Source organism: Mucilaginibacter sp. OAE612 (assembly GCF_041806395.1).
Classification (GTDB): Bacteria; Bacteroidota; Bacteroidia; order Sphingobacteriales; family Sphingobacteriaceae; genus Mucilaginibacter; species Mucilaginibacter rubeus.
Genome location: NZ_JBGMUW010000001.1, coordinates 2,722,614 through 2,736,236 on the forward strand (window position 1 = coordinate 2,722,614; position 13,623 = coordinate 2,736,236).

The window sequence follows — 13,623 nt, forward strand, 5'->3', positions numbered from 1 at the left end:
AGGAAACCGCTCTGCGCCAACAGAACGGTTTCGGGAATAGTTTTTAAATCGTGAAAATTAAAAAACATCGTAAACTTATGAATATAAGCTTTTACAAAAAAGTATATCTGTATTTTTTCAAAATTAGCTGTAGGGCAATCCTGCTCGTACCCCTGATGCTTGCCCTGCTTTTCGGGGATACCTATGCAACTGCTTATCAGGGAACACCTCCTCATACTATCACACTTAAACTGGTAGCGGTTAGCATTCCTCAGGGGCTTACTGCACTCGAAAATAAAGCGGGTTGCGTAATTAATTACAACAAAGCAATTTTTAAACCCAACAGCAGGATCAGCCTGGATGTAAAGGATGTTTCCCTTACAGACGTGCTTAAAATAATTTTAGCTAATACCCATGTCACGTTTAAATTTGCGGACCGGTCAACGATATTGCTGTACAAACTTCCTGTTCCTGTCAAGCCCGGTACCATAGCAGGAAAAGTGCTGGATGAGAAAGGGGAAACCTTACCTGGTGCTTCGGTAAAAGTGATCGGAAGCGACGCAGGAACACAAACAAGCGTTGACGGGACTTATTTACTGAACCTGCCACCCGGATCCTACGCCCTGGAAGTCAGCTATATATCCTATCAAACACAGCGTATAACCGGAATAGTTGTTAACGAAAACAAAAATACAGCACTTGATGTGACTTTAAAGCCTGCCGCATCGGCCTTGAGAGAAGTTGTCGTTACGGCAAGTTATCAAAAAGCATCGGTCGAAGGATTGCTCGCCAGGCAAAAAAACGCATCGCAGATCAGCAATGGCATCAGCGCCGAGCAATTGGACCGCACACCCGACAGGAACATAGGCGAAAGTCTGAAAAGGATTAGCGGCGTAAGCACTGTTGATAATAAGTTTGTACTGGTACGGGGCATTGGTGAGCGCTACAATACAGCCATGATGGATGGAACGGTATTGCCAAGTACAGAAGCACAAAGCCGCAACTTTTCGTTCGATATGATCCCTGCAGGTTTGGTGGATAACGTGGTTGTCAGCAAAACAGTTACCCCGGATATGAATGCCAGTTTTGGGGGCGGCCTGATCCAGGTGAATACAAAGGATATCCCGGCCGAAAATTTCATGAATTTTACGGCAGGGGCCTCGTATAATGACCAAAGCACAGGTAAAGATTTCCTGAGCCACAAACGCGGGAAGTACGATTACTGGGGTTTTGATGATGGCAGGAGAGATTTCCCCGCAGGGCTGGTACACACCAACAGAAATACTGAGCCTAACCGCGCACTTTCTGACGCAGAGTATCAAAAAAAGGTAGTTGATCAAAGTAAAAGATTGATCAATGACAACTTTACCATGTATAAATACAAAACGGCTCCCTCGCAAAACTATCAGTTCTCGATAGGCCGTTTGTTGGCGTTGGATACTGCCAGGAACAACAAATTTGGTTTTACAGGCGCTGTAAGTTACCGTAACACACAAAATATCAATGTTATTGATGATCAATCAAGGGGAGGCTGGTATATTCAGCGACCAGATTTAAATACCGGTTCGGCCTACGTATTTAACACCACCCTGGGGGCATTGCTCAATATGGGTTTGCAACTGGGCAATAACCGCTTTGGCCTGCGCAATACCTATACCCATGTGTATGATAATACCCTAACAAGAATTGCTGGCTACGAGCCGGATAACGGGGCGGGTGACATAGCTGCCGGCAGGCCTCCAAGACGGGTTTTAGAGGCCGATGATCCTACCTATACCTCTTTGCTGCAAAATAAACTAAACGGGCAGCACCAGGTGGCAAAATTAAAGATAGAGTGGGACGTAGCCAGAACTTCGGTAAACAGGCAGGAAAAGGACGCTGGTATTGCCACAAGCGGACCTGTTTTGGTCGGTGATCGCTATCAATACTTCTATAACGGGAGTAAACTTACGGAACCCAGGATATCGCAAACCTCGCGTCAGCATGCTGCTAATAAAGAAACTCATTATTCATGGAACCTCTCCGGCACATTGCCTTTCACATTGGCAGGTTTCCGCAGCACCATAAAAACCGGCTATTTCGGCACGCATAAAAAAGCGGAATTTGACTGGCAGATCGCAGCCCTGGCCACAACTGAAAAATATGCGGACAGTTCAGGCTATAAGCCAATTGGACAGTTGATCAGTCCTGGAAATATAGCTTATGATAAATATGTATATGCGATTGATCCTTCCTTTGTAGACAATTATAAAGGCAAAAGCCAGACACACGCGGGCTATGTGATGTTTGATAACCGGCTATTTGATAAGCTGCGGTTAGTGTGGGGCTTAAGGGGCGAATATTATAAATATACCGAGATCAAAGCAGGCGCGATCATTAAGGGAGGTGGTGAGAATATTTTCGCGGTAAAACCTGATAAAAGATGGCAATGGCTTCCATCGGTTAATCTGACCTATAGCCCTATACAGTCGCTAAACATCCGGGGAGCTGTTTCCAGCAGCGTGGTACGGCCCGAGCTGATGGATAATAATCCCTTTTTGAGATATAGCCCCACGCTTGATGCTTTATACGGTAATAAAGGCTTATACAGTACCCGTATCAACAGTTATGACCTTAAAGCGGAATTGTTTCCCGGCCTGGGTGAGATTATTTCGGTGGGCGGTTTTTATAAACGCTTTGATAAGCCCGTAGAGCTGAACGCTATTATGGTAAACGGCAATCCTAATTATTACCTTCAAAACGCGGACTGGGCAAAAGTATACGGCCTGGAATTTGAATTGCGAAAAAACTTCAGTTTTATAGCTGAAAATGAGATCTTCAAAAATATAGCAGCCTACGGTAACCTTACCTTTCAAAAATCAACTGTTCAAAATACCTATACCGTAGACCCCGGAGACGGCAAACCTTACATACAGGTTCCAACCCAACAAAAACGGTCTCTGTATGGGCAATCGCCTTATCTGTATAATATTGGCCTGCAATACCTTGGCAACCACCTTGGTTTCAACGCGGCTTATAATAAGTCGGGGCGTAAAACCTACATCGTTAGTGACGATCCTACTTTTATTGAATATGAAAGGCCAAGAGAACAACTGGATATTCAGATCAGCTATCGTTTCCTGAAAAATAAGATGGAGGCTAAATTCAACATGGCTAATCTTACCAATAATATATTCAATGTTTATCGTAACACAGCCAGTTATGAGCTTATATCAAGCGATAACAGCGGCGATAAAAGTAAAGCCTATCGCTTAAAAAGCGGATTTAGTAATAATTATGAAAAAGGTGACCAGGTGATGTTTCAACAGCGTTTTGGACGGACCTTCAGCACATCGCTCACCTACAATTTTTAACAGAACGAATACATTCTGTATGTAGATATATAATGGTTTAACTAAAAAAAGGAGGATGAAGTAAATCCGCTGTGCCATAAAATAAAACGAAGGGCGCTTGTACTGCCCTTCGTTTAAAACCGATTAGCTTGCCCGCTACCGGCACAAACAGGAAAACCTGAAAGTAATATATCAGCCCCCGAAAGGGATACGTGTTTAAACCAAGGGTATAAACATAAGATCGTTGCTGTTGGATTTGGACTGACGGCAAAGATATAATAAAAAATGTATGCCGGAAACATTGAGCTGATCTAATCTCGCAAAGCAGTATAAAGTTTACCGGTATGACCCAAATCCAAAAATGAACCTTAAAAAGTGGGAGCATAAAACAAAAATTACCTCCCTGAAAAACAGAAAAAATGAAAAAATTATCAATAATTACCCTGTGCCTTGCTGCAGGTATTTTCGTATCATCTTGTAAAAAGGAAGCCAAAAACGGCGAAGCATTTGACAATCGCAGTACATCAGCTGCCGATTACAGCGCGTCATCATTGCCGGTTACAACAGTCAGTGGCGATATTACTACCAATACCACCTGGGACGCAAGTCATGTATGGGAAATTAGCGGTGTAGTTACTGTTAGAAGCGGTGCTACCCTGACCATCAATGCCGGTACTTTCATCAAATCAACTGTAAACACTGCTGGTGTTCAAAATGGTGTTTTGGTAATAGCCAAAGGTGCTAAAATCAACGCAGTTGGTACTTCGACTAATCCTATCGTATTCACCAGCCGTTATTTATTGGACGGTAACGCAAGCACTGTTGGTCATCCTGGTGATTTCGGCGGTGTCATCCTGTTAGGTAACGCGAAGATCAACGTTGGTGATAAACTGATCGAAGGTCTGGCTGATGATCCTAAATTCCATTACGGTGGTTCGAACGATGCAGACAACAGCGGTACCCTGCAATATGCCCGTATTGAATATGCTGGTTACGTACTGGCACCAAATGTGGAGGTAAACTCTTTAACTTTAGGTGGCGTCGGTAGCGGAACAACCATTGATCACGTACAGGCTTCATACGGCCTGGATGACGGGTTTGAGTTCTTTGGCGGTAAAGTAAGCCCTAAATACCTGGTTTCATTTGGTAATGATGACGACCAGTTTGACTTTGACAACGGTTTTACAGGTTCTATCCAATACGCCATCGCTGTGGCTGATGCCTACTCTACACACAGTGCCAGCAGTGGTGCAAGTGATTCAAACGGTATCGAATCTGATAATAATGCACCTACTGAAGATGCTACCTTCAGCTTATTACCAAAAACACACCCCACGTTAGCTAATTTTAGTGTTATCGGTACAAAAACTGCGACATTATCGCCGGCTATCACCTCACCAGGCTTTAAATACGGCTTCCGTAACCGTCGCGGTACTGAAGTTACTTTGAGCAACTCATTCTTTACCGGTTATCCTTCCGGTGTTGTCTTTGATGCTGATGCAAGTGCTACACCATCAACCATCAATGGTACCAGTGTTCACGGCTTCAGCGCTGCTATCTCTGTAGCAACCGGCGCTTATTCCAGCACTGTAGCCAATCCTACATCAACAGCTGCCACTGCACCTACCTGGGGCATGAGCCAGCCATTCTACAATGCAGGCGCGGTTAATTTCCTTGCTCCTGGTACAAGCGGTGCATTAACCGTTGGTTCAGGTAACTGGGTTGCCAACTGGACCAAATTTACTTTCTAATATTTTCACCGAATTGTGATTTACCGGGGCATCAGCTGATGTCCCGGTTTTCTTCAAATAATTAACATATGATCAAAATAAAATACCTGCTCCCAATATTATCGTTGTTTTTATTTGCCTGTAAGAAAGAGCAGTTGTTAAATAACAATCCTGTAAAAGCTGTACAACTCAACATTAAAGGGCTGGTGCTGACTGATACACTTGAATTTACACTGAATGATAAAAATATCGGCGAAGCCATCAACAACGAGTTTAAACTTAATGTGTCACTTTTCAATTCCAGGGATCAGATACAGGTCCGCAAAAAAAACGACCATAAGGCTGTCAGTACGATCAGCCTTTCAGAAAATCCCTTTAATCAGACCAAACGGATCTTTTATGACGGTGTGACGTTTTCTGATAATGTCGCTATTACACCTGTTAAAAACCCTGAAAACATGGGCTTTCGTCTCCGGTTCACAACAACTTTTATCGATTTTTACGGAGGTTCTGTAGATGTCGAGTTTTTTGACGAATACATAGACTATGACAAATTTGAGTTTGTTTACAAGCCTTTGAATAAAGTAATTAAGAATGTAAGCGGCGCCTTCAGCGATTTTACAGAACTGCCTCCACTGGAACCCGATCATCAGTATTATTTCAAGGTCTATAAATCCGGAACAAAGGATCTGCCCTATAAGAGCAGTGAACATGTTTTCATCACCGACCCAGAAAACAATTACGGACAATTTGTCCCCTTTGCAAAAGGAGACAGCCAGCTTATTTCGATTATGCCTAACGGCGATGCCAATGCTGTTACAGATTATTATCAAACAGCCGATTTATCAGCTGATTTCAAATAGGAGCGGGTTGGTTTTACCATCGACATTTAAGCAGATCGCCTCTTGGGTGATTTAATCAAATGGATACTTTGTTAATATAATTCCGGATTACGCATTAAAAATGGCAAAAAAAAAGACCGACGTACCACGCCCCGCCTGTTATAACGGGCATCTGTTTATAACAGGATTAATTGTGGCGATTGTAGGCAGTATGTGTTATGCGGTTATTATTGGGCTGTATCTTCAGTTTCGCTATATCAAATGATTTTGAAATAGAAAATGGTGACAATTTTGGGCAGGCTTTTATTAAGCTTTTGAGTAAATAATCGATGCATTGTCCGATCGGAATCCCTAAAATAGTAAAGATCCCACTGGTCGCGCGCTTAATTATTTTAGTTTGTTTTGCCCCGGCGGAGGCTCTTGAAAGTAATAGCCCATCAGGAGGCAGTAGCCGTTTTTTTGACTAAAAAGTTAAAGATTGTCTATTGCCTCTATGATTATATTTAAAGATGAATTCATCGAGATAATATTGCAAGTATCAAACCGATACCATATGGTATCGTTCATGGGTCCGGCCAGGGAAAAGAAAGCTGCGATACAGCTTTGGAAGCCGCATAAGCCGGCAGCAGCGTTTTCCGGTTATTAAAGTTTATCCTGTGTCCTCCATAGAAACATCGCCATCGCCAGCATCGACCCCGGCGCGGTGACCAGCCACGGCGAAACGATGAACAGCACTAAGGTGGAAAAACGCGGGTAGAAATAGGCAAGCCGTTGGCCAGTAAAAAGCCGTGCAGCCGGCAAGCTTTCCGGTCGCTCTTTTCCAGCGCAAAGGCCGCCAAAAACGTGGAACTTCCCATGCAGATAAAACCGAGCGCATCCAGCGTCCAGAAAATGGAATGCGGTTTTACCGTTAAGATGGTTTCGCGCGGGTCACGCAGCGATTCGGGGATCACCGTCGCCAACTGTACCCCGTACATGAGGATCACGTAAGTAGCATACGGGAGGGTAAATAGGAGCGCCGCATGGCTCCAGAAACGACAGTGCCTGGTCAGATCGCGCATCTTTTCGGTTATTCTTGTCAGGTCATTGGTTCTGCTAACCCTGACCGAGATCACTTTGCCGGTGAACTGAAAGCCGCCTGTGCCACCCAATATGCTGTTATGTTGTACAGCGTCTGCGGGTATAGCCAATGGCAGACCTTCCGATTTCAGGAAATCCAGGATTGGCCTGATGTACGAATCAAATTGCTGGCTTACGATAGAGAGGTGGATCAGCCAGGATTCCGGACCGGTCAGAGCGCCCGAGATCAGATAGGGTGGGGTATGCGAAAATGTAATACCTTGTTCCAGGAGGTAAATGGAGTACCCGAGTCCTGCTACTGATCTTTTTTCGTTGACTGATGCTTGTTCCATTTTTAAGAATTGTTTCTTATGAGCAAATGAACAGGGTTTTAGATAGCGAAAACAGCGCGAAAAGGGTGGTAATCCCGCATAAATAAAAATGTAAAATACGTAACAGGGAAAGTCGTATTTTTCATTCGAAGAGGTTATTTTCCCCTTCGGACCATCAGCTTAAGCATAAAGTAAAGCAAACGTTTTACCACCCCCAAAAAGAAATCTTCAATAGTAGGGCGGAAGCAATCAGCCATCACTTTAGAAAATGTTTTTAAATCAGATCCCATGGTAGAATCAGGCTTGTTCATGATTGCGGAATTCCGGCGCTGTCCTGCCTGGTTTGTCAACCGCCGTTAAACGACAGGCAACAAAAATGAGGCTCGTACATTTGGCTACTGAAAGAAAAGTGTCTGCCGATTTAACGACGACGTAGTAATGAAACTCCAAAAATTGAAATCGATATTTTTCAGATACTCGAAATTATATTTTCAAATAGAACTTAAAATATTTAATACATCGGAAAGAGTTGCGAAATTCCGACAAATCCCCGGAGGGTAAGAGGCTTTTTGTAGGGCAAAAAGACCTCTTGCCGCTGGAAATACAAAGCTAAGATCGATATTAGAAAACCGCAATTCACAAATCTCGAAATGACAATCAGGGAAAAAGTCAAACAAAATTTGGAATTCATAACAATATCTTGCTTAAGCAGTTATTCGAAGTTGGAAAATTCGAATTCAAGGGGGTTAATTGCGGATTTGGATATGGACAAAACACAACGATCCAGATTAAATAGGCCGGTATACATGTAAATGAAAATTATTTTTAAAAATACTTGTGTTATTGACATATATAATTATATATTTGAAATACCAATTTATACTACCGATTAAATACGATCAATTTAATACAACTAATTAGTACTGAAGAGTATTAATTGTACATCTAAACCTTATTATGAAAAGTAATTTTTCGCAGGTAATAACCTGTATTGGCCACGCATTTGATATATCCGTTATTGGTGATAATATCACTGAGGAATTCGAAAAACATCCTGATCGTCCTCGTTTATTGACCATCGCTTAGCCATTTTAATATCCTATGGAACACCGTAACTCAGTTAAGGTAATAAGCCTTGTCGTGAAACAATTGGGTATTCCCGTCACCCGGAATAGCATTATTAGTGAATTGCAAAAACATACCGATGCTTCCAGCCTACTTGCTATCAGTGAGGTATTGACCTATTGGAATATCCCCAATGAAGCTTACCAGGTTAGTGTTGAAGAATTAATTGAGACGGAAATACCTTTGCCTTTTATAGCTTGTTTTGCAAAAGGGGAATTTGTTTTAGTAAACCAAAAAGATGAAAGCCAAATCACCATATCGAATGACCATTGGAATAACCATTCATTTAGTATAGACGAATTTAAAAGTCGTTATCAGGGATCTATATTAGCGTTTCAAAAAGATGACTCATCCGGTGAGTATGATTATTCTGCCAAACGCAGGGAAGAAATCATCGAGACCCTACGCATGCCGTTTGTTGTATCAGGACTAATCATTGTTTTTCTCGCTTATTTGTTTTTCAATCAATCCTATCTACAAACTATAAATTGGCATATCGGCATCTTAGCTTTTTTTAAGACGGTAGGCTTATTAGCTTCCATATTGTTACTAATACAAAGCATCGATGCAAATAATCCTCTGATACAAAAATTTTGCGGGGACGATAATAGTAAAAATTGCCATGTCATATTATCATCAAAGGCTGCAAAAGTAACCGAAGAATTGAGTTGGAGCGAAATTGGTTTTTTTTACTATTCAGGTACATTGGTTGCTTTGCTATTTAATGCCGCAAACGCCCACTTAATACAAATATTGGGAATTCTAAATTTACTAAGCTTACCCTATACTTTTTATTCCATTTATTATCAGTGGCGGGTAGCAAAGCAATGGTGTATTTTCTGTTGCACGGTCCAGGCTCTTTTATGGCTGGAGTTTGCTGCTTTTATAACTTATCTATCCAATGGAATTCAGTATCCCGATTTACATACCTTGAGCAATTTGTTTGTCGGAATACTTGTTCCGATCCTTTTATGGGTCTTCATAAAGCCTTACTTGATTAATTCTATGCAATTACAAATGCTTCGACTGGAGTTGTATAGGTATAAATACAATAAAGAATTATTCCAAAATATGCTGCACCGGGAGAATAAGTATGCTTTGCCAACCGAAGAAAATACTATCATGATAGGTAACAAAGAAGCTACCAACGTGATTACGCTGGTATCTAACCCTTTTTGCATTCATTGTACAAAAACACATATGCTTTTGGATAATTTACTTGATTCAAGAGATGATATAAAACTTCAATTGGTTTTTGTTAACAGACTATATCAAAAAGAACTGGACAAAAATGTTATCAGCCACTTTATGGCATTAAAGTTTGAAAAGAACGAAATCAGGCTTAAAGAAGCAATAAATGACTGGTATAAACAGGAGAAAAAAAAATATGAATTATGGAAAGAGAAATACCCGGCTATGGGAACTGCGATTGAATCTAACGCACTTTCAGCGCAAAAAGAGTGGTGTAAGATGGTAGAAATTACAAGTACGCCAACGCTGTTCATCAACGGTCGCAGATTACCTTCTGCTTACCAGGCAGAAGATATTAAATATGTTTTGTAAAAGGTGTAAAGAATTTGTTTCGCGAACAAAAAAGTTGCCTGCCTTGGTAAAACAGGATAAGGAAAGCCGCAACCCTAAAATAGAGGCATCAATTTAAAAACAAAAATTTATGAAAAAGTTGGAACTTAAGTTTGGAGACATTAAGGAAATGCTCACCAAAGATCAAATGAAAATGATTAGTGGAGGCTCATGTACATGGTACTGGAGTAGTGCCCCCGGTTGTGCAGGGGCAGTAGGAGTTCACACCAGTATCACAAGTGGTACTCAATCTGGTGCAGATAATAATTGCAATACGAACGATTGTTGCGACAATGTTGATTGTTATTAATTTTTGAGTAAACAACCATGATAACAAAAATCATGGTTGTTTTTTCCGTGAATCTTTTTTTGTAAAAAAATGAACTTTAAACACCTCTCACTACTGTTGTTGTCAATCGTAATACCCGTTATTATTTATGCTCAAAAGCTGCCCGGCATCCAACAAAGCAGCCTGCGCGCTCCGTCGAACGTGAAAATTGACGGGAAATCAACGGAATGGAGCAACAAATTTCAGGCTTATAACCATGCTACAGATATTTTTTATACGATGGCTAACGATGATGATAACTTGTATTTAACTATACAGGCAACGGAACATACCAATATCAATAAAATACTGGGAGGCGGTATCATTCTGACTATTAATCCATCTAATCAAAAAAACATCAAAAATGGCATTAGTATAACTTATCCTTTCCCAGATATGCACAACCGGGTCTGGGTTAATCTAAAATACCAGCCAGCTTCTCAGACGGAAGCCGACTCGATTATGAAGGTAAAAAATACAGATTACGCAAATGCATCCAAACTCATTAAGGTAACCGGAATAAAAAGCATGGACAGCCTTATTTCGGTATATAATCATGATGGCATCAAAGCAGCCGGAGCTTTTAATAATAAATTGTTTTTTACCTATGAGTTGTCTATCAGTTTAAAACAATTGGGACTTGATGCAAATGCGCCTGCAAAATTTACCTATAATATTAAATTGCCGGGCGTAGATATGGCCGCTGTATATAACGCGGCCGGCCAAGCAACAACGTTGGCTGGGGGAGTATATGTTGTCCCCATCGGGCCCCTGCCTGGGGTTAGCGACGAATACATCAAAAATAACCAGCCTTCGTTTCCTGTTAAAGTCCATATAGAGGCTTTTACTTCCTCCACAGATTTTTGGGGTGAATATACTTTAGCAAAAAAGTAAATGGATAAATAATGAATTTTAAACTGATATTGTTTGTTATGGCGCTTAGCATTACTGGTAAGAAAGCTTAAAGTCTCTACATCTTTCAAAAAACAGTCCGCGTGAACCTGCCGGTATGAAAATTAAAAGCAAAACAAATTCAGCGCATTGATGCCCAAGAACGCTTTATACCTGGGTATTCAAACTATAGATTTTTTCGGCAAGTATGCCTTGGCAGAAAACAATAAAATAACTCAAGTCAATTGAAATTTACCTTTTACAAACAGCAAGACAATTTAGATTGCGGCCCAACGTGTTTGCGGATGATTGCTAAGTATTATAATCGCAATTATTCCATTCAAAAATTGAGGGCTTTGTGTTTTACGGGCAGAGGGGGGACAACTTTATGGAACATCAGCGACGCGGCAGAAAAAATAGGCTTACGCTCATTAGGCGTAAGGGTAACTATTGAACAGCTTAAGCAAGTACAACTGCCCTGTATTTTGCATTGGCGTCAAAACCATTATGTTATACTTTATAAAATAGGAGGCACGGCCTACTACATCGCCGATCCGGCCAAAGGGTTGGTTATGCTACAGGAAGAAGAATTTAAATCAAATTGGTTTTCGCACAAAGAGCTTTATGATGGCATCTCACTTTTACTAGGACCAATGCCTTCGTTTTATGAACTTGAAGAAGATAAGCAAAATGAGGTCAAATGGAGTGCCATCCTCCGTTACTATTTCCAATATAAACAACTTTTTTTTCAGTTGATTATTGGACTGGGTGTTGGCACATTAATACAGTTGGTCACTCCGTTTTTTACGCAGGCCCTGGTAGATACAGGCATCAATACCCGTAACCTTAACTTCGTTTATTTGATTTTGATTGCTCAGCTGATGTTTTTTTTGGGAAGTATGAGCATCAATTTCATCAGATCATGGATACTGCTTCACATAAGTGTGCGTATCAATGTTTCTATTTTAACCGATTTTTTGGTAAAACTCATGAAGTTGCCAATCAGCTATTTTGAAACAAAAACTACAGGCGACGTTCTGCAGCGAATGAATGACCAGCAAAAGATAGAAAACTTTTTAACCGGCACCGCATTAACCACTTTGTTTTCATTGCTTAACCTGGTGGTTTTTACCATTGTATTGATTTATTATAATACGCTGATTTTTTTAATTTCTCTTATTAGTACCGTACTCTATGTTTTATGGATAATTCTGTTTTTGAAACGCAGGCGTGACCTTAACTACAGACAGTTCGGCATCGCTTCAAATAATCAAAGCAATGTAATAGAGCTTGTAAATGGTATGCAGGAGATTAAATTGAATAATTGTGAAAAACAAAAACGCTGGCACTGGGAAAATATACAGGCAAGCCTTTACAAATTTAAAATAAAAAATCTTGCCCTAAGCCAGATACAGCAAACCGGATCAGCATTCATAAATCAGGGAAAAAACATACTGATAACATTTATAAGCGTAAAGGCTGTTATTGACGGCAATATTACTTTAGGCGGCATGATGGCTATACAATACATTGTTGGTCAGGTAAGTAACCCTATCGAACAAATGATTGGCTTTATACAGGCGTATCAGGATGCCAAAATTAGCCTGGAACGTTTGAATGAAGTGCACCAGCTAAAAGATGAAGAGCCTGCTGACTGTACGTTTATCAATGAATTGCCCGCTGACAAAAGCATTAGTATTAAAGACCTTACTTTCAGATATCCGGGAGCCGATGCCAATCCCGCCTTGGAAAATATAAATTTAAACATTCCGCAGGGTAAAACTACGGCAATAGTGGGAATGAGCGGTAGCGGTAAAACCACATTGCTGAAATTACTTCTCCGTTTTTATCCGCTCGAAACCGGAAAAATAAAAGTTGGAAAAATACACTTAACCAGCTTAAGCTATAAGATTTGGCGGAGCAGTTGCGGGACCGTAATGCAGGACGGATTTATTTTTGGAGACACTATAGCCAATAATATAGCGGTTGGAGATGATTTTCCGGATTTGGATAAATTAAATAAGGCCATTGAAACAGCGAACCTGAATGATTTTGTAAGCGAGCTGCCTTTTGGTCTCTATACCAAGATTGGAGCAGGCGGACATGGAATAAGTCAGGGCCAAAAACAACGCCTGCTTATCGCCCGTGCTGTTTATAAAAATCCGGCTTACTTATTTTTTGATGAAGCAACGAATGCATTGGACGCAAACAACGAAAAAATAATAATGGACAACCTGAACCAGTTTACTAACGGAAAAACCGTGGTGGTGGTTGCACATCGCTTAAGCACCGTAAGAAATGCTGATAATATTATTGTTATGGATAAGGGCAAAATTATTGAACAAGGTACTCATCGCCAACTAACTGAAATGAGGGGGGAGTATTTTAACTTGGTGAAAAATCAACTTGAATTAGGCATATAAT

Annotated in this window: 9 protein-coding genes; 7 read left to right on the forward strand and 2 right to left on the reverse strand. The window is 40.8% G+C overall.

Translation table 11 applies throughout. The features are described from left to right. The first annotated feature begins 155 nt into the window (after positions 1–155). From ABID99_RS11405 to ABID99_RS11415, 3 genes are all read left to right on the forward strand, one after another. Positions 156–3,332, forward strand: a complete 3,177-nt coding sequence (locus ABID99_RS11405; RefSeq protein ID WP_373613785.1) for a TonB-dependent receptor domain-containing protein — start codon at positions 156–158, stop codon at positions 3,330–3,332. Between the two features lie 398 nt (positions 3,333–3,730). Then, positions 3,731–5,062: a hypothetical protein gene (locus ABID99_RS11410; RefSeq protein WP_090525818.1), complete on the forward strand. Its 1,332-nt coding sequence runs from the start codon at positions 3,731–3,733 to the stop codon at positions 5,060–5,062. A gap of 68 nt (positions 5,063–5,130) precedes the next feature. After that, the gene (locus ABID99_RS11415; RefSeq protein ID WP_373613786.1) at positions 5,131–5,904 is read left to right on the forward strand and encodes a hypothetical protein; all 774 of its coding nucleotides are present in this window, start codon (positions 5,131–5,133) and stop codon (positions 5,902–5,904) included. A gap of 713 nt (positions 5,905–6,617) precedes the next feature. On the opposite strand, the gene ABID99_RS11420 is transcribed toward ABID99_RS11415, so the two are convergent. Beyond that, on the reverse strand, positions 6,618–7,295 hold the full coding sequence (locus ABID99_RS11420; RefSeq protein ID WP_373613787.1) for a hypothetical protein: 678 nt from the start codon (positions 7,293–7,295) through the stop codon (positions 6,618–6,620). Positions 7,296–7,429: 134 nt separating this feature from the next. Beyond that, complete coding sequence (locus tag ABID99_RS11425; protein ID WP_175489940.1) at positions 7,430–7,585, reverse strand: hypothetical protein; 156 nt, start codon at positions 7,583–7,585, stop codon at positions 7,430–7,432. A gap of 790 nt (positions 7,586–8,375) precedes the next feature. On the opposite strand from ABID99_RS11425, the gene ABID99_RS11430 reads away from it, so the two are divergent. The 4 genes from ABID99_RS11430 (at position 8,376) to ABID99_RS11445 (ending at position 13,622) form a co-directional block, all read left to right on the forward strand. After that, entirely contained in the window at positions 8,376–9,962 is a 1,587-nt protein-coding gene (locus tag ABID99_RS11430) for a vitamin K epoxide reductase family protein (protein ID WP_373613788.1), read from the forward strand. Between the two features lie 109 nt (positions 9,963–10,071). Beyond that, positions 10,072–10,290, forward strand: a complete 219-nt coding sequence (locus tag ABID99_RS11435; RefSeq protein WP_090525813.1) for a hypothetical protein — start codon at positions 10,072–10,074, stop codon at positions 10,288–10,290. Positions 10,291–10,359: 69 nt separating this feature from the next. Continuing rightward, positions 10,360–11,202: a hypothetical protein gene (locus ABID99_RS11440; RefSeq protein ID WP_090525812.1), complete on the forward strand. Its 843-nt coding sequence runs from the start codon at positions 10,360–10,362 to the stop codon at positions 11,200–11,202. A 242-nt stretch (positions 11,203–11,444) separates the two neighbouring features. Then, positions 11,445–13,622, forward strand: a complete 2,178-nt coding sequence (locus ABID99_RS11445; RefSeq protein WP_090525811.1) for a peptidase domain-containing ABC transporter — start codon at positions 11,445–11,447, stop codon at positions 13,620–13,622. The last annotated feature ends 1 nt before the right edge of the window (position 13,623 follow it).